Origin of the sequence: Anaeromassilibacillus senegalensis (genome assembly GCF_001261775.1) — a bacterium.
Classification (GTDB): Bacteria; Bacillota; Clostridia; order Oscillospirales; family Acutalibacteraceae; genus Anaeromassilibacillus; species Anaeromassilibacillus senegalensis.
On sequence record NZ_LN868538.1, the window covers coordinates 934,825 to 952,064 of the forward strand.

The 17,240-nt window shown below is 52.1% G+C and carries 19 protein-coding genes and 1 pseudogene; 12 read left to right on the top strand and 8 right to left on the bottom strand.

Features of this window, described 5'->3' with window-relative positions; all coding sequences use genetic code 11:
* Nucleotides 1-105 precede the first annotated feature (105 nt).
* Nucleotides 106-2,343 carry a type 2 periplasmic-binding domain-containing protein gene (locus BN2106_RS14410; RefSeq protein WP_050699250.1) on the top strand — a complete coding sequence of 746 codons (2,238 nt, stop codon included), beginning with the start codon at nt 106-108 and terminating at the stop codon, nt 2,341-2,343.
* A gap of 81 nt (nt 2,344-2,424) precedes the next feature.
* Here the strand turns inward: BN2106_RS14410 and BN2106_RS14415 are convergent, their stop codons facing one another.
* Nucleotides 2,425-2,850 (bottom strand): MarR family winged helix-turn-helix transcriptional regulator, encoded by a 426-nt coding sequence (locus tag BN2106_RS14415; RefSeq protein ID WP_050699251.1) that lies wholly within the window; start codon nt 2,848-2,850, stop codon nt 2,425-2,427.
* A 322-nt stretch (nt 2,851-3,172) separates the two neighbouring features.
* On the opposite strand from BN2106_RS14415, the gene BN2106_RS14420 reads away from it, so the two are divergent.
* Complete coding sequence (locus tag BN2106_RS14420; protein WP_050699252.1) at nt 3,173-4,672, top strand: sugar ABC transporter ATP-binding protein; 1,500 nt, start codon at nt 3,173-3,175, stop codon at nt 4,670-4,672.
* Between the two features lie 33 nt (nt 4,673-4,705).
* Nucleotides 4,706-5,932: a galactose/methyl galactoside ABC transporter permease MglC gene (gene mglC / locus BN2106_RS14425; RefSeq protein WP_050699253.1), complete on the top strand. Its 1,227-nt coding sequence runs from the start codon at nt 4,706-4,708 to the stop codon at nt 5,930-5,932.
* A gap of 158 nt (nt 5,933-6,090) precedes the next feature.
* On the opposite strand, the gene BN2106_RS14430 is transcribed toward mglC, so the two are convergent.
* A complete protein-coding gene (locus tag BN2106_RS14430) occupies nt 6,091-7,788 on the bottom strand; it encodes a S1C family serine protease (RefSeq protein ID WP_242846341.1) in 1,698 nt (565 codons plus the stop codon).
* 447 nt (nt 7,789-8,235) lie between these two features.
* On the opposite strand from BN2106_RS14430, the gene BN2106_RS14435 reads away from it, so the two are divergent.
* The 4 genes and pseudogenes from BN2106_RS14435 to BN2106_RS14450 all read left to right on the top strand — a co-directional run bounded on the left by BN2106_RS14435 (nt 8,236) and on the right by BN2106_RS14450 (nt 9,817).
* Nucleotides 8,236-8,502, top strand: coding sequence for a type II toxin-antitoxin system RelB/DinJ family antitoxin (locus BN2106_RS14435; RefSeq protein ID WP_050699254.1), 267 nt, complete (start codon nt 8,236-8,238; stop codon nt 8,500-8,502).
* A pseudogene (locus tag BN2106_RS14440) lies at nt 8,495-8,767 on the top strand (type II toxin-antitoxin system RelE/ParE family toxin). The gene BN2106_RS14435 and the pseudogene BN2106_RS14440 overlap by 8 nt, the downstream one beginning before the upstream one ends.
* Before the next feature lie 205 nt (nt 8,768-8,972).
* Nucleotides 8,973-9,398, top strand: a complete 426-nt coding sequence (locus BN2106_RS14445; RefSeq protein WP_330379848.1) for a helix-turn-helix domain-containing protein — start codon at nt 8,973-8,975, stop codon at nt 9,396-9,398.
* A gap of 53 nt (nt 9,399-9,451) precedes the next feature.
* Entirely contained in the window at nt 9,452-9,817 is a 366-nt protein-coding gene (locus BN2106_RS14450; protein WP_050699256.1) for a hypothetical protein, read from the top strand.
* A gap of 81 nt (nt 9,818-9,898) precedes the next feature.
* On the opposite strand, the gene BN2106_RS14455 is transcribed toward BN2106_RS14450, so the two are convergent.
* A complete protein-coding gene (locus tag BN2106_RS14455) occupies nt 9,899-10,108 on the bottom strand; it encodes a helix-turn-helix transcriptional regulator (RefSeq protein ID WP_050699257.1) in 210 nt (69 codons plus the stop codon).
* Nucleotides 10,109-10,166: 58 nt separating this feature from the next.
* Nucleotides 10,167-10,373, bottom strand: a complete 207-nt coding sequence (locus tag BN2106_RS14460) for a helix-turn-helix transcriptional regulator (protein WP_050699258.1) — start codon at nt 10,371-10,373, stop codon at nt 10,167-10,169.
* A 183-nt stretch (nt 10,374-10,556) separates the two neighbouring features.
* Here BN2106_RS14460 and BN2106_RS14465 point away from each other — a divergent pair, with 183 nt between their 5' ends.
* The 5 genes from BN2106_RS14465 (at nt 10,557) to BN2106_RS14485 (ending at nt 14,255) form a co-directional block, all read left to right on the top strand.
* On the top strand, nt 10,557-10,856 hold the full coding sequence (locus BN2106_RS14465) for a DUF6809 family protein (RefSeq protein WP_050699259.1): 300 nt from the start codon (nt 10,557-10,559) through the stop codon (nt 10,854-10,856).
* Nucleotides 10,857-10,994: 138 nt separating this feature from the next.
* Nucleotides 10,995-11,486, top strand: a complete 492-nt coding sequence (locus BN2106_RS14470) for an RNA polymerase sigma factor (protein WP_074017529.1) — start codon at nt 10,995-10,997, stop codon at nt 11,484-11,486.
* On the top strand, nt 11,476-12,984 hold the full coding sequence (locus BN2106_RS14475) for a DUF5050 domain-containing protein (RefSeq protein ID WP_050699260.1): 1,509 nt from the start codon (nt 11,476-11,478) through the stop codon (nt 12,982-12,984). Before BN2106_RS14470 ends, BN2106_RS14475 begins: the two co-directional genes overlap by 11 nt.
* A 57-nt stretch (nt 12,985-13,041) precedes the next feature.
* Complete coding sequence (locus BN2106_RS14480) at nt 13,042-13,569, top strand: cob(I)yrinic acid a,c-diamide adenosyltransferase (RefSeq protein WP_050699261.1); 528 nt, start codon at nt 13,042-13,044, stop codon at nt 13,567-13,569.
* Nucleotides 13,570-13,583: 14 nt separating this feature from the next.
* On the top strand, nt 13,584-14,255 hold the full coding sequence (locus tag BN2106_RS14485; RefSeq protein WP_050699262.1) for a peptidoglycan recognition protein family protein: 672 nt from the start codon (nt 13,584-13,586) through the stop codon (nt 14,253-14,255).
* Nucleotides 14,256-14,436: 181 nt separating this feature from the next.
* On the opposite strand, the gene BN2106_RS14490 is transcribed toward BN2106_RS14485, so the two are convergent.
* From BN2106_RS14490 to BN2106_RS14505, 4 genes are all read right to left on the bottom strand, one after another.
* On the bottom strand, nt 14,437-14,937 hold the full coding sequence (locus BN2106_RS14490; protein ID WP_074017530.1) for a GNAT family N-acetyltransferase: 501 nt from the start codon (nt 14,935-14,937) through the stop codon (nt 14,437-14,439).
* 133 nt (nt 14,938-15,070) lie between these two features.
* Nucleotides 15,071-15,703 (bottom strand): GNAT family N-acetyltransferase, encoded by a 633-nt coding sequence (locus BN2106_RS14495; RefSeq protein ID WP_050699263.1) that lies wholly within the window; start codon nt 15,701-15,703, stop codon nt 15,071-15,073.
* Nucleotides 15,704-15,841: 138 nt separating this feature from the next.
* A complete protein-coding gene (locus BN2106_RS14500) occupies nt 15,842-16,471 on the bottom strand; it encodes a CatA-like O-acetyltransferase (protein ID WP_050699264.1) in 630 nt (209 codons plus the stop codon).
* Between the two features lie 22 nt (nt 16,472-16,493).
* On the bottom strand, nt 16,494-17,183 hold the full coding sequence (locus BN2106_RS14505) for a dihydrofolate reductase family protein (protein ID WP_050699265.1): 690 nt from the start codon (nt 17,181-17,183) through the stop codon (nt 16,494-16,496).
* Nucleotides 17,184-17,240 lie beyond the last annotated feature (57 nt).

Genomic DNA, 17,240 nt, shown 5'->3' on the forward strand with positions numbered 1-17,240 from the left:
GTTTTTCCATTATAGCATCGCTGTCTCTAAATTATCTGAAAATTAGAGATTTCCTGAGAGATTTCTCCTGTATGATGCTTCTATCAAGCTTAGGGAGGCTGAATCATGAAACGATGGAAATCCTTTGCGGCAGCTCTGCTGGCTGCCGTTCTGCTTTTGACCGCCGGCTGCTCCACCGGGGCCCCTGACACCGGAAAAACCGCCATGGGGCGCTATGTGGAAACGGAATACGCCTTTCCCGGCAAGATTTTTTCCTTATTAAACATACGGACTGCCGATGCGGGAATCGACGCGCTCTGCTATATGGAGCTGGAAAACCAACAGATCGAACTGACCCTGCTGCAATCCACCGATGGCGGCGCCAGTTGGGAAAAACAGGCCGCGCCGTGGATCGACGCCTTCAACGCGGAAGAATCCAGCATCGTGGTGGATGCAGCCGCATGGGATCACAACGGAGGCATGTATTTGTATTGTTCCGACCAGGCCCAGCCGGAACTGCCGCCTTTTCTCTCTTATATCGACCCGCAGGACAATCAGTCGCGCTTGCCCTGGCAGCCGCCGGAATCACCGGATGGATCGGGGATCCACGACATGCAGGTGGCGGAAAACGGCGACCTTTTGATGAACCACTTTTTCAGCCTGCTGCAAGTGGACAGCAAAACCGGTGCGGTCAAGCATACGCTGCTCTCCAACGCAACAGAGACCGTCACTGTCCTCGCCTATGGCAATACAGCCGCGGCGTCTTATGGCGACAGCATCCACCTTTACAATTTGGACAGCGGCATGGAAGTGGAAACGCTCCCCTGTGCCGCGCAGACAAACGGCCAGCCCAGCGCTGCAACCGCCGATACCATTCCGGGAGATGCGTCGCGCATCATGACAAAAGGCGCGGACGGCGCGCTCTATTATGCGGACCGGCGGGGGCTGTTCCGCTGGAACGACGGAAGTCCCCTACAGGAACAGCTGATCGACGGCACGCTGACCTCTCTGAACACGCCTTCGCTGACACGGGTTGCCCTGGTCATAGACGGGGAGCGGTTCCTGGCCGTCTGTTTTGCCGATTCGGAATTCAAGCTCCTCTCCTATCTGTACCGGGCGGACGTACCCACTCTCCCGGAAACAGAGCTGAAGGTCTATGCGCTGGAGGACAATGCCACTATTCGGCAGGCAATGGGCACCTTTCAGCGTCAGAACCCCTCTGTTTATCTCTCCTTCCAGGTGGGACTGTCCGGAGAATCCGTCACGCGCAGCGACGCGCTCCGCGTGCTTGCGGCGGAACTGCTGGCAGGCAAAGGGCCGGACATTCTGATGCTGGACGGTCTGCCCATTGATTCCTACCGGGACAAGGGCGTTCTTCTCGATTTGGCCCCGTTGATCAATGAGGAATTTTCTTCCGGCCGGCTTCTTTCCAACGTGGCGGAAACCTACCGTGAGGCGGACGGCACGCTGCCAGCGATCCCCGCGCGCTTCCAGGTGCCGATGATGCAGGGCTTTGATGAAACCATCGACGCCGCGGACAGCCTGGGCGGCCTCGCCGGTTGGCTGGAGCAAAACCGGTCTTCCTATTACATGCCGCTCCATATCAAGGATTACCAGCAGATTTTAGAGCTGTTTTATCCGGTTTGCGCGTCCTCCTTTACCAAGGAAGACGGTTCCGTCGACGCAGACGGACTAAACGCATTCCTCCGCGATATCAAACGCATTTATGATCTGCTGCCGCCCAACAACGACGGCTGGGACTATCACCCAAACTACGCCTTTGACTGCATGAGCTGGATGAAAAACTTCGTAGCGGTCAATATCGGAACGGTTTCCAGTTTCGATCATATTTACGCCCCCTGGCAGGCCATGAAAAATATGGGAACAGGCAAAGCGGCGCCCCTCTTTTATGCCAACCTCTTCCTTCCTCAAACCATTTTAGGGGTCAACGCGGGCAGCGCCCATGTGGAAACCGCCAAAGCGTTTCTGGCCTGCGCTCTTTCCGAGCCGGTCCAGCGTTATAACTTTGACGACGGTATGCCGGTCAACGCGGAGGCCTTTTCTGCGTCGGTCCGCGTGCAGAATGAGCATGGAACCGACCGCTTCTCCTTCTATGGAAGCAGCGTGCGGGACGAAACCGGCAAAGAACAATACTTCACGTTAAACATCAACTTTCCCCCAAAAGAGTACCAGGAGGAGATGCAGGCGCTGTTCCGGTCCCTCACGCCGCCGCGGCAGAACGACAGCACCATTTTAGCAATTTTGCAGGCGGACACCGGCGCGTATTTTCAGGGAACACGCTCCCTGGCGGATACCATGGACAGCCTGCTGCAAAAGATCCGCCTTTATCTGGCGCAGGGGTAATCCAAACAATCAAAGAAGCGAGCAGGGCACATCCGGCCGGATGTGCCCTGCTCGCTTCTTTGGCTGATCATACATCCTGTCTCACAGGTCCAGCGCGGTAAACATCTTTTCCAGCAGGCGCATAAAGATGTCCTGTTCAATGTCCGTCAGGCCGCGCAGGTACTCCGTGTTGTAATCCTTCAGCGTCTGTACGATTTTTGGATACACCTCCATCGCCTTCTCCGTGGGATAGAGCTGGTTGACCCGCCGGTCCTCCGGGCTGACCCTGCGCGTGATATACCCGGCCTTCAGGAGCTGCTGTATCGCCTTGGCCACGGTGCTCTTGTCAATATACGTGCTCTCCGCGACCTGCTCCTGCGAACAGCCCGGGTTTTCGCAGATGCAGAGGATGTACATAAACTGCCCGCAGGTAATCCCCAGTTCCTTGAGGCGCTTGCCGCAATAGCCCTGCGACTGCCAGTAAATGACTGAAAAAATCATAATAAATTTGCCGTAATCCCTCGCCATTGATTTCAAACTTCCCCGCCTCCATTTGTTTCATATGCCACATTTATTTTATCTCCGATCAAACTTCCTGTCAACGAATTTTTGCAAATCGCCCAGAAATCTTTGCCCAAATTCTACACAAAATACGCGGATATTGCAAAGAAATTCTTGACACTTCGCGAAAAGCCTTTTATACTATATTTATTGGTGTTGCAACTATTTTCCAGCTTTATTCCGTGGAATAAAGCCTATTTTATTACTCATATAGTTGTACGTGCCACTATTACTTTTGTGAGGAGTCTGGTAAAATGAAGCGAAAAAGCAAAAAGGGAGGTGCGGCTGTATGGGCGAATATGTGCTGGAAATGAACAACATAACGAAAGTATTCCCCGGTGTAAAAGCACTGGATGGAGTCACTTTGAAAGTGCGGCCCGGCAGCGTGCATGCTCTGATGGGAGAGAACGGCGCGGGAAAATCGACCTTGATGAAATGTTTGTTCGGCATATACCACGAAGATGGCGGAGAAATCATCTTTGATGGAAAGAAGCGCACCATAAACACATCCAAGGAAGCTTTGGATCTGGGAATTTCGATGATACACCAGGAATTGCACCCGATCCGATTCCGCCCGGTCATGGAAAACATCTGGCTGGGACGGTTCCCGATGCGCGGCATCGCGGTGAACAAAAAGGCGATGATCAAGCAGACAAAGGAACTGTTTAAAGAAGTAGACCTGGACATCGATCCGGAGGTATTGGCGGGAACGCTGTCTGCGTCCAACCTGCAGTTGGTGGAGATTGCGAAGGCCGTCAGCTATAACTCGAAGATAATCATCATGGATGAGCCGACGTCGTCCCTGACGGACAACGAGACGGAGCACCTGTTTAAAATTATACGGCAGCTGCAATCGAAAGGCTGCGCAATCATCTACATCTCCCACAAGATGGAAGAGATTCTGAAGATTTCGGACGAAGTCACGATCATGAGAGACGGCCAGTATGTAGGCACATGGCCGGCGAAGGAACTGACAACGGACCTGATCATCAACCGCATGGTTGGACGAGACATGACGAACCGGTTCCCGCCGAAGACATACACGCCGGGCACGGAAGTGGTTTTGAAGGTGGACGATATCTGTTCGCCGCTGCCGAAGTCGTTCCAGCATGTGTCGTTTGACCTGCACAAGGGAGAAATTCTGGGCATCGGCGGTCTGGTAGGCGCACAGCGTACCGAGATGGTCGAGGCTTTGTTTGGTCTGCGTGAGATTGTATCCGGCAAGGTGGAGAAGGACGGCAAGCCGTTCCACATCAAGTCGGTTCGCGACGCAAAGGCGCATGGACTGGCCCTGCTGACGGAAGAGCGGCGTGCGAGCGGCGTGTTCGGCATTCTGTCGATTGAGGACAACACGGTCATTGCGGCGCAGAAGGACTTTGCAAGAAACGGCGTGCTGCAGGAAGGCAAGCGCTACAAGGCGGCAAAGGAGTCCAACGAGAGCATGCGCACAAAGACGCCGAGCATGGAAGAGCTGATGCAGAACCTGTCCGGCGGTAACCAGCAGAAGGTGTTGATCGCCCGCTGGCTGCTGACGCATCCGGATATCCTGATTCTGGACGAACCGACGCGCGGCATCGACGTCGGTGCGAAGTACGAAATCTACACCATCATGCACGACCTGATTAAAGAGGGCAAATCGATCATCATGATCTCCTCTGAGATGCCGGAGCTGCTGGGCATGGCAGACCGCGTTATGGTCATGTGCGAAGGCCGCGTCACCGGCATCCTCAGCCGCGAAGAGGCCGACTCTGTCCAGGTCATGCGCCTGGCAACCGCGTTTATGAAATAACTTTTAAATTTGAAGAAAGAAAGGATCATTCGCATGCAAGAAGGAAAAACCGTCCAGCGCAGATCGTTCGCGCTGGCATTTGTCGGTACCGGAGCGGTACTCGCCGTGCTCGGCATTCTCCTGCATTTCATTTTAGACGCAACCAAAACCTTTGACCTGCCCTGGTTCATCCTGGGCATTGGACTGGCCGCCGTGCTGTACGGCGTTTTCCAGCTCACCAAGGGCACCCGCCTCACCCCCACCATCGCCTTTTCCGGAAAAACCGCCAAGCGGTTCCTGACCAACAACGCGATCATGTTGGCACTCATGGTACTGATCGTTGTGATCTGCTTCCTTGAGCCGCGCTTTATGCAGATTCAGGTGCTGCTGGACATCCTGACGCAGTCCTCCACCCGCCTGATCATCGCCCTGGGCATCTGCTTTGCCCTGCTGATCGCCGGCACGGACCTGTCCGCCGGTCGCATGGTCGGCCTGGCGGCGGTCATCTCCACCTCCATGCTGCAAACGGCTACATACGCCAACCGCTTCTATCCCGACCTGCCCCAGATTCCGGTGTTTATCCCGATTATTGCGGCAATCGCGGCTTGTATGCTCTTCGGCGCGCTGAACGGCTTTTTGGTGGCCAAATACGACATGCACCCCTTTATTGCGACGCTGGCGGTACAGGTCATGATCTATGGCGCGTGCTCCCTGTACTTCGACCTGCCTCCGAACAACTCCCAGCCGATTGGCGGCGTCCGCGCCGACTTCACCGCGCTGGGCCAGACCCGGCTCTTCCAGATTGGCTCTTTCAACGGCATTTCCATCCTGATCCCGATCGCTGTGCTGTTTACCGTCGCGATCTGGTTCGTTTTGAATAAAACCGTGTTTGGCAAGAACGTCTACGCCATCGGCGGCAACCGCGAAGCGGCGGTCGTGTCCGGCGTCAATGTGTTCAAAACCATCCTGTTCATCTTTATTCTCGCGTCCTTTATGTACGGCGTGGGCGGCGTTTTAGAGGCTGCCAGAACCGCGGGCGCAACCAACAACTATGGCAACGGCTATGAGACGGACGCCATCGCGTCCTGCGTGGTCGGCGGCGTTTCCCTGAACGGCGGCATTGGTACGGTCGGCGGCATCGTCAGCGGCGTGCTGATCTTCACCGTCATCCAGTACGGCCTGCAGTTCATCGGCATCAGCCCGATGTGGCAGCAGATCATCAAAGGCGTGATCATCGCCGTCGCGGTTGCCATCGATATGTCAAAGTACAAGAGAAAATAAGGAATTCTCATGAAAGTGTGGAACGGGGGACGCCTGCAGGGCGTCCCCCGTTCTCCCTGTATAAACCGGAAAGGGCGGAGCCATTGCGGCCCCGCCCTTCCGGTTTTGGATAAGGAAGAATTTATGAAAAAGAGTCTTGCAAGCATTTTGATTCGGCGTTACTGGCCGCTGGCCTGTACCAGCGCGACATCCGCCGTAAAGGTTTTACCCGTCAGGTCGTTGACCACCGTGAGCGTCACTTTTTCACCCGGTTTCTTCTTGCTGACGTACGAGGTAATCGTGGAGCTGCTGGTGATCGCTTTGTCGTCGATCTTGGTGATGATGCAGCCCTGCGTAATACCCGCGTCGGCAACCGACTGGTTGTTGATGGACGCGACATACATGCCGGGGGTCAGGCCGTAAAAACGAGCGGACATGCTGTCCAGATACTGGCCGGAGATGCCGAGCACCGCGCGGTCCTTGACGTAACCGTAATCCTTGAGGTTGCTGATCACAGGCTGTGCGTCATCGATCGGGATGGCAAAGCCGAGTCCCTCATAGCCGGTTGCAACAATCTTGCTGGAGTTGATGCCGACCACCTGGCCATACATGTTGACCAGCGCGCCGCCGGAGTTGCCGGGGTTGATCGCAGCGTCCGTCTGGATGCAGTCCATGGTGTAGCCGTTTTCACTGTTGGTGATCTGGCGGTTCAGCGCGGAAATATATCCGACTGTAACGCTGGAGCTCAGCTCCAGGCCGCCCGGGTTGCCGATTGCCATGACCGTGTCCGCGACCTTCAGGTCACTGGAGGAGCCGAATTCGGCGGCGGTCAGGCCGGTGGCTTCTATTTTAATGACGGCGAGGTCTGTAATGGTATCGCTGCCGATGAGTTTTGCCTCATAGCTCTTGCCGTCGGAGGTAATCACTTTCAAAGAGGTTGCGCCGTCCACCACGTGCGCGTTGGTGATAATGTAGCCGTCGCTGGTGGCGATCACGCCGGAGCCTTCACCGACCGGGGAAACCTCATCGCCCGCTTCTTCCTGCTGGCGTCCGCCGAAGAAGTATTCGTAGCTGTTGGTGGACTTCTGATAATTCTGAATGCAGACGACGGAGGGAATCACCTTTTCCGCGATCTGCTGTAACGTCAGCTGGCCGTTAATGGTTGCGGTGGGCTGGTTGTTATCCACCAGCTTGTTAATGGTGAAGGCCGGATCCGTCGAGCTGCCGGAGTTGTTCACAGAGATATACCCGTTGTTGATCAGTGCCACAAACCCGCCGATGGAACCGACGGAGATCATCAGGCAGGCCATCACACCCGCGATGACTTTCAGCGCGGTCTTCTTGCCCTTGCCCATGGGTTTCTTTTCCTTTTTGGGCTTGGGCTGCGCCGCGTAAGCCGGCTGCGGACTCTGGTAGCTGTGGTAGTAATCGCCCTGCCACATCACCTGGTTCTGACGTCCGCTGTAGTTGTTCGGCTGCTGCTGCGGTTGGTAGGAACCGCCGTAGGTATACTGCTGGGAACCGCCGTGCAGATTGGAGTACGCGCCGTAGGGGTACTGCTGGCCGTTTGCCGGGCCGTTCGACCCATAGCAGGAGTAATTGCCCTGCTCCGGCTGGTTCTGCGTGTACTGGCCCGCGTTGTCCGCCTGCCAGGCATTCATAACGGGTTCCGTTTGGGGTTCTTCCGGAGCCGCGGCTTCCGCCGCCGGTTCGGAATGGGATTCCGCCGCGCTCCAATGGTATTCGCTGTTTTCCACAGGCGCGCTGTTTGTGGTGGATTCCTGCGTGGAAGCGTTCATCGGTTCCGCTGTATCGTGTTCCAGGCTGTTGTCGAAGCCTTCATTGGGAGTATGGTTCATTTCGTTCGGATTATACATAAGACCTCAAATCCTTTCCAAAAAAGTTTTATCGTCATGTGGTTTATTCTGTTCTCTTTGGTGTGTCTTTATTATCGCAGTGCATTGTGACCGCTGTGTGAAGGCTGTTTTATGTTTTGCTGACAAATAGGCGAAGACCTCCGGTCAGGCCGCGCCTACGGCGATAATCGTTTTCACCTGACAGATAACGATTCAAAATGTGTTTCTCCACCTTTCTAAAAGGTGGCGGGTTCAAAGGGCAGGGCCCTTTGTCGTTCTCCGCAGAGAACGAAATTCTTGTTCCTGAGAAGAGCGAGTGGGAACGAGTGATATTGTTGTATATAGACCTTTCATGTTGTCAGAGCTATTGCAAAATGCATTTTGCAAATAAATTTATTGACATTGTGTTTACACTATTAATAAATCATGCTATTCTGTATATAACAGATTGAAAAGGGGGCGCTATGTATGGCACAGACAAATATCAATATCCGCATGGATGAAAATCTGAAGCGGCAGTTCGACCACCTTTGCAACGAACTCGGTTTAAACATGTCAACGGCGTTCAATATTTTTGCAAAAACCATGGTGCGGCAGCAAAGAATTCCTTTCGATGTAGCGCTTGACGTTCCCAACGCGGAAACTTTGGCCGCAATTGACGATGTAAATAACGGTCGCAACCTCAGCAAACCGTTCCACAGCGTGAAGGAGCTGATGGAGGATTTAAATGCTTGACATCCGCTATTCAGCCAAATTTAAAAAGGACTATAAAGCTGTTATCAAGCGCGGCTATCTTCCCCAATTGCTGCAAGCGGTTTTGGAACTTCTTTGCAGTGAACAGCCCTTGCCCCCCAAATATAAGGATCACAATCTATCCGGTAACTACGAAGGGCATAGAGAATGTCACATCACACCGGACTGACTGTTGATCTATAAGATTGAGCGTGAAATGGTAACCTTATTATTAACCCGTACTGGTACGCATAGCGATTTGTTTTAAAATATCACTTACATCTTAATGAATAGGGGCGGCGTCCGTAGATGCCGCCCTTTCCAGCTATTGCCCTGTATTCCTCTTTTTAAACCGTAAAATCTGATTTTTACCCCCGAAACTTCCACCCGGTTGCGGCTAAACCATAACTAAACCAACGGATTACACGATTCAACCAGCAATCGGTTGCATGCGACAGCATGATGATGATATTATGAAAGCAAATATACTGGGGGTGCTGCTAATGGAGAGAAAAACACTCGGCATGATGATTGCCGAATTACGAAAAAATCAGGGTATGACACAGCTTGACCTTGCAAATAAAATGGGCGTCACCGATAAGGCTGTTTCAAAGTGGGAACGGGATCTGTCCTGCCCGGATGTAAACGCGTTTCCCCATCTGGCGGATGTTCTCAATGTCTCTGTCAATGAACTGATGCAAAGTAAAACGGAGAACCGCTCTCCCAAAAAGAACGTCAAAGAGATTATTCGACTGCTATTCAAAGGGGTCGCTCTGGCAATGGGAATTGCTGTGGTTGTCCTGTCCGTTTTGGATGGATTGGAAGCAAAATCAGGCATAACGATGCTGGGAATCGGTTTGACCTGCCTGGCGATTGATACATTACAAGATAAAGAATAAGTGAACCGGCCCGCTTGCCCGATACACATATAAAAGGAAAAGGAGCCGCGAAAATGCGCGACGATACAAAAGAAGAACGGAACAACGCTTTACAGGTTCTCGTTTCAACCCTCCGCCGGTGCGAGAATATCCAGCCCAAATTTACGGAGGGAACCCCGCAGCACTCCCTGCTCCGCAACCGGATCAAAGCGCTGACCATCGCGAAATCCCTGTTATTAAATGAATCCGTTTCGGACTCTTATACAAAGGAAGATCTATTAAAAGCATTGCCGCCCCTTTCCTCCATCATCAGCAAGTGCGAAAAGGCACAACGCAAGTTCACGGAGGGGACGCCGCATTACAGGCGCTTCCAAAAAATGATTACGGCGGTGCGTTTTTCCGAAACCCTAATCTTAGATGAAATCGATAGAAACGGCTGATTTCAGCCAAATAAAGAGGGCGGCGTCCGCGGACGCCGCCCTTCTTTATTATAAGCAATAATCAATTGTGTTTTCACCAACTCAGACTTTTTCATCATCATCCAAAAAGAAAAAGCCTTCATATTTACAGCCCATCGCTTCTGCAATTTCCACAAGTTCCTTTTCAGAGAAATTGTCACGTTTAAATTTATTATATAGATTTGAAGGGGACGTACCCAATTTTTTCGCTAACTGTACTGCCGTCATTTGTTTTTTTACTAATAGTATTTTTATCTTTTCTGCCATTGCCATACGCTACAGTCCCCTCATTTTTTGCAAGCTTATTTCTTAGTGTATTTATAATTCTATTTTAGATTTTCTCATTGTTATCCAAAAAGAAGAAGCCTTCATATTTGCAGCCCAACACTTCTGCAATTTTCTTCAATTCATTTTCAGAAAAATTATCGCGCTTATACTTCCCATACAGGTTAGATGATGATGTTCCCAACAGCTTTGCCAATTGCACCGACGTCATATTTTTCTTTACTAAAAGAACCTTAATCTTTTCTGTCATCATATCAATTTATTTCCTTTAAATTTCATTTTTCATAAGTATAACGTTTAAAAATATAAATTTCAAACGTAAAAGCGCTATAAAATAACTTTTAAATTATACATACGCCTTGACAATATAAGTAAAAAATGATATTTTATAACTAACAAGCGTGATACTATAACATAAGAAAGCGATGGATGAGAAATGAAAAAAATTTTATCAGACCTCTACTACGGCAACCTCTGCCCCAACGAAAGACCTTTTTATGCAACCTCTGCCTATAACAAAGCCGTAAAAACGCTCTTTGAATGCGAGGATCATCTGCTGACGCATCTGGAAGAACCGCTAAAGGACTATATGAAACGCTACCAGCAGGCGGAAAGCCAGATGCAAACCATCACCATCGAGGAAACATATCTCGACGGGTTCCGCACCGGCGCACGCATCATGCTGGAGATCCTCACGGAGGAATCCGAACGCACCCGCTCCCTTGTGGAATCCTGAATCCCTTTCTTCCCCTGTTGTATAAAGGGACATTTTATCTTATAATAGGACTTGCTTCCGGTTTTTGCTGCCAGTTTCTGGCGGATGAAAAATTCGGGCCGATTGATTTGTATCATACATAGAGAGGAGGACGCCAGTGTGGAAAAATTGGAGCAGGCATTTCCGGAATTCCCGGAGCTGCTGCAAAAGTATTCCGCTATGGTGCTGCGCGTCGCGTTCGCCAACGTGAAGAACATGCAGGACGCGCAGGACATCGCACAGGACGTCTTCCTGAGCGTGCTGACCAAGCAGCCTCAATTTGAGAGCGAGGAGCACGAAAAGGCGTGGCTGATCCGCGTCACCATCAACCGATGCCGCAACCACGCCAAGAGCTTTTGGAATAAGCGGACGGAGGGCCTTTCCGAGGACCTGAGCTACATGCCGAAGGAAGAAACCGGCGTACTGGAAGAGGTTTTAAAGCTGCCCAAAAATTACCGCAACGCCATTCACCTCTATTATTATGAAGGATACAGCATCAACGAGATTGCCGACCTTCTGCATAAAAAGCCCGCTACGGTGGGCACCTGGCTGGCGCGTGGGCGCACGGCCTTAAAAAGTGCGTTGAAAGGAGGATTTGACGATGAAGCCTGACGCATTTGACCAGATTGACAACCGGGAAACCTATCGCGCGGCGATGGACCACCTTTCCCTGCCGCAGGATTTTGAACGCCGCACGCTGGAACTGGCGGAGCAAAAAGCCGCCCAATTACAGGAGCGCCAGGCGGCACGCGACGCCTGGAAGGCAAAGCCGCTTTACCGGCGGCCCGCCGCACAGGTCTGTTTTGCACTGTTATTCGTCTTCGTCCTGAGCACACTGTTTATTCTGCCGATGGGGCTGAACGAATCCGCGCCGATGGCCACACCGGAAATGGCCAGAATGGAAGCGCTTCCGGACACCCAGGAGGAGCTGGACGGAACGTCCTTTTACTCCGCGCCGGGGGTCGAGTTATACTCCGGAAAGATTACCCCGGAAAAAAGCGCGAACGACGCAACCGAAAACCGCAAGGAATTTACGCAGGAGGCCGGCGACCAGCTGGATGGCGGAACAGCGGAACCAAAGGAGGAACAATCCGCTTTGGAATCCGGCCCATCCGTGGAATATCGTTCGGCAGGCGGCTCTTCTGAAGTCCCGCCCCCCGCCGCAAGGGGTGTCAAACCGCAGGCCCCCGTGCAGAACGACGCCATGCCCCTAATCGGTGCGGCGCTCCGTCTGGAGGCCCCGCTCGCTTCCGCCAGCGGCTCCGCCTTTGGATACCAGCCGGGCGGAAAAACGATTCAGTTTTGGAACGGGTCAGTTCTGACCGACACCGGAATTGCCGGTGCGGACAGCCTGCTTGCAGCTCCCGACAGCTTTTACTACACCGCCGCGAACAAGCTGTACCATGTCACAAACGGCAAAAACGCCGCATTACTGCGCGACTTCAGCAGCGAAGCGCTTCTCCCCAATCAAAAATTTACCGTGCATCTATTTGGAAGAAGCGGCGCATATTTATATTTGTACGCCAACAGCAGCGAGCCGTGGAAGGAAACGCTTCCCTACACGATCCTGCGCGTTTCGACAGATGGAAAAACGGAAAAAATCCTGTTTTCCGCGGACGGCAAAACCGCGGGCGGAACGGTTTCCCAGGCTGTGCTGAGCGGCAATACCCTCTACTATTCCCTCTCCGGAGGCGGGTTCTACGCGCTGAACGCGAACGGTGGTGTGGCGCGCTGGCTTTCCAGCAACACAACCGCCGAACCGTTCTATGTATGGAAAAACGAGCTGCTCTACCTGGACGCGGAGAATTACCTCTGTTCGATTCAGACGGACGGCTCCGGCGGCGAACGGCTCACCGGCGAAGCGGCGATCTCCAATATTGCCCTGCTGGGCGATGTCGTCTACTTTATGCTGGGCCCGGACGCGCATTCCACGGAGGGAAACAGCCTCTACGCGCTCGACTTGAACCGCGGCGCGATCTCCCAGGTGTGGGACGGCGCGGAGGATTTCCGCCGGCTCTATCCTGCTTCGGATCACCTGTTCCTGACCACGTCCGATGGGACGGCGTACCGCTATTCCATCTCAACAAAAGAATTGAAACAACTGGGTTAGGGCGGTTTCAGTTGATTTTACCGGCTGGAACCGCGCCAAGCCTTTCAGGAGGTTCCTATGGAAAAAGGACTGCTGCATCTCTATTGTGGGGACGGCAAGGGCAAAACCACGGCGGCCATGGGGTTGATCGTGCGGGCCTGCGGCGCGGGAAAGCGCGTCCTGCTGGGCCAGTTTTTGAAGGACGGCTCCTCCAGCGAGTTGAACGTGCTGCGCCAACTCCCCGGCTTTTCGGAAATCCCTCCGCAAAAGCTTGTGAAATTCACCTTCCAGATGAACGATACGGAAAAGCAGGAGACCGCCGAAAAATGCGCGCGGATGCTGCAAGAGGCGCGGACGGCGGCAAACGCGGGTTCGTGCGACCTGCTGGTACTGGATGAATGCTTCGGCGCGTTGTCCACCGGCATGTTGAAGGAATCGGAAGTGCTCGATTTCCTCGCACACAAACCGCCGGAGCTGGAACTTGTCCTCACCGGGCGCAACCCGCCGGAATCAATTGTACGGCTGGCGGACTACGTTTCCGAAATTCAAAAGATCAGGCATCCCTACGACGCGGGGATTTCCGCCCGCAGGGGAATTGAATACTAGAGGAGTCCTGCAATTTGCATTACTGGAATGATTTTCGGGGAGCCGCGTGGCGCAGATGGGCCATCGCGGTTCCCATTGCGCTTTTTATTGTGATCGCGGCGGCTTTTTGTATCGTCACCTTTTCCTTCCAAAGCCGCCCGCCGGTGGACCCTGTGTTTCCGGAGGAAGTATTCGGCATCCCGGTACATACGGAGCTGGTCCCGGAAACCCTGCCCGCGCGCCCCGGCGACAAGCGCGCAGTGCAATATGTCGTGATCCACGAGACGGGCAACGCTTCCGAGGGCTCCGGCGCCCAAAGCCACAGCGCCTACCTGCTCAGCGGCAACAGCGGGACGACCTCCTGGCATTACACGGTGGACGACCACGAGATTTACCACCACATCCCGGACGATGAGATCGCCTGGCACGCCGGGGACAAACGCACGCGTGGCGGCGGCAATATGGGCGGCATCGGCGTGGAGCTCTGCGTCAACGCGGACGGCGATTTTGAAAAGACCTTCGACAATGGCGCGCGGTTGACCGCCTATCTGCTGGACACCTACCATCTGGACCTGAAAGACGTCAAGCAGCACGCGGATTTTATGGAAAAGAACTGCCCGGAAACCATCCGCGACACCGGGCGCTGGCAGGAGTTTCTCGATAAAGTACAGGAATACCGGAACCTGCTGGAGGAAGCCGAAGCGTAAAAAAACAACCGCCCGCAGCGATACAGCCGCGGGCGGTTGTTCTTTTCCACTTTTGAACACAACAAAAATCTTTCTGCCGTTGTGCCCTGCCTGCCACCATTAAGAACGGCTAAAAAGAAGTGCGCCTTATGCTCAATAAGGCGCCTCTGAATCAGTCCGATAAACTGGATTTTATTTAATTTTATAACAACTTATCATAGGCAATTTTCTCACTACCTTGAAAAACGACTACACCACATTTAACAAAACCATTTTTTTCAAGAATGTGTTGCATTCGCTTATTGGGAAAATCGGTATCAATACGAATATACGGAACTTTTCTATTATGACAAACTTTTTCAATGAGTCCAAATGCTATGTCCGCTAATCCAATACCGATAAATTCTTTACTAAAAGCCATACGATGCACTACCGCATACTCCTTTTCGATACTCCATGCGCCTTTAATATCTGCGTAAGCTGGTTCGCCAGAAAAATCGATGCACATATACCCAGCAATTTTTCCATCTATTTTAATGACATATCCCTTTTCAGTTTCAATATCTTTGTAAACTGTATCTATATTAGGATAATCCTCTGTCCACTGAACAAAGCCTTGTTCTTGTTGAAATTTTCTCCCATTATTAAGGATTTCGCCACACAATTCTGCTTCCTCTTTTTTAGCTAATTCTATCATGTTCATTTTATCACCTTTACGATTTCCGATTTGTCGAGTTTTCCTTATCCGCCTGAGACAGCCCTGCAAGCCCGCATGAAACGGGCATTTTCTTTAATCCTATAACGACACGGTTCTGTAAAGTGCCCATACCCTCTGTTTAAAACACTTGTGAATGGCTGTATATATAAAAAAGCTCCTGACTTACCTGATATTTCTTCTCAAGTTTTTCAAATGTTTGATCAAACGCCTCGGCGGCTTGGGGATCAAATTCAAAAACAGGACTCTCCTGAAACGTCCAGTTTCCCTTTGGAATTGCCCCCTCACAAAGTTCCTTTACCAGTAAAGCGGTGGGAAAGATCTTGTCACCGGTGCAAATATTATAACGCTTGCTGCTTTTAAAACCGCTGCTGATATAGTTTTCGGGGTTTCCGAGGATTACAATGGCGTCATAGCCCAGTTCCACTGCTTTTTGAAAGGAATATTCCAATAATTTTTTACCATAGCCTTTTCGCTGATAGGCGGGCAGCACACTGAGTGGTCCAAAGGTTAAAACCGACTTTTCCTTTCCTTTTTCATCAACAAGCCTTGCTTTTGTGTACATGATATTTGCTATAATAGAGTGATCGCATTCCATTACCAAATCAAGCGCAGGCAAAAAATCTTTATGATTGCGCATGATATGCACAAGATAATGCTCGATACATCCGGGAACATAGAGATTCCAAAAAGCCTTCCTGGTCAGTTCTTCCACTTCTCTATAATCAGACGCTACTTCATTTCTTATGAGCATTGTACAATCTCCCCCTTTATCTTATCTATAAAATCTGTTGTACAACCAGTCCGCTGAACACAACAAAAAATCCTTTTCGACCGGGCAACCGGAAAACACGCAGAAACCGGTAAAACGCGGCTATTCTTAACATCAGAATCAGATGGTGTCCAACGCATGTTGCAGGGCCTCCGCCAGCTTCCCGATATGGATGCCATCCACGAAGGAATGATGCACCTGTACAGAGAACGGAAGCAAAATTTTCCCATCCCGCTCAAAATACTTTCCCCAGTCAAACAGCGGGGTCGCGCTGTCCTTCTTGCCGGAATCGGTGTGGGAAATGTGAGTAAAGGACACCCACGGGAACGGCGAGAACTGGTACACGTCGCTGCGCATCGCAGTCTCCGGGAAATAGCAGGCCTGGTTCCGCTCCGTCTCCGCAGCGAGGGCCGCGTATTCTTCCAGACTGTCCCGCATTTCCACATTGACGACCTTGAACAGCTCCGTTTCCGGGTTCAGGTAGGTGAACGATGTGTGGATCTGATCGTACAGGACCACCTTGCCGTCCTCAAAGCGATAGCGAAACTCCTCAATGGAGTTGGCGCATTTTGTGACGGTATGGATCAGTGAAAAGGTGAACGACAGCCCTTTTTCCCGGATTTTGGGCAAAAAGTTTGCAATATCCAGCTCGAAGCTCACGCCGTACTGCGGTTGTGCGCTGTTCCGAAACACCTGACAGTGCAGCGCGCGCTTCCAGGTTTGCAGGTCAATTTCCCGATAGGTCGACATAGGGGAGGCCTCCTTTTTCATTTTAACGGACAACCCGGTAACACAGGTGCAGGTAAGAATGCGCCAGCACTTCGCACCGTTCCAATTGTAAAACACCCAGGCGGTCCAGCTGAGACCGTTCCGTAATGGAAGGGCCGTCGATTAAAGACGAGGTGTCCTTCCCGCCGATTAAAACCGGCGCCACCACGATATTGACATAATCCAGCAGCTTTTCCCGCAAGAACAGCCCGTTCAGCGTCCCGCCGGACTGTACCGTCAGCCGCTCCACGTTGTGTTCCTCCGCCAGCTGCTCCAAAAGCTGTGTTAAATGCAGGTTTTCCTGATAAATGATCCGCAGGTTTTTCTCCTGGATGGAAAACGCGGGATGTTCCCGGTTTGTGGTAACCAAAACCAGATTCCGCACCCACCGACATAGATAGGAAACCCCGTTCTGATCGAGATGCGGACGGTTGTCCACAATCACAAAGGATACGCCCATCGGCTCCGGCGCTTCCGTCCGTTCATTGACGCCGATTTTCTGCATCACCCTGCCGGTGTTGAGAGACCACAAATCCGTCTGCGCCTCAAGTTCGTAGTACTGATGCAGGCCTTCCTTTACACCGTCCAGCGTGGAAAAGTCCCGGTCGACATCCAGTAAATCGGAGGCGCCCGTGCTGATTTTTCCATCCACCGAGGTCATCAAAAACAGGGTAACAATGGGCCTCTTCGCCATACGCTCTCGCCCCTTTCAACGAAACAGCTTCGTTTTTATGTTAACTTTACACGCTGC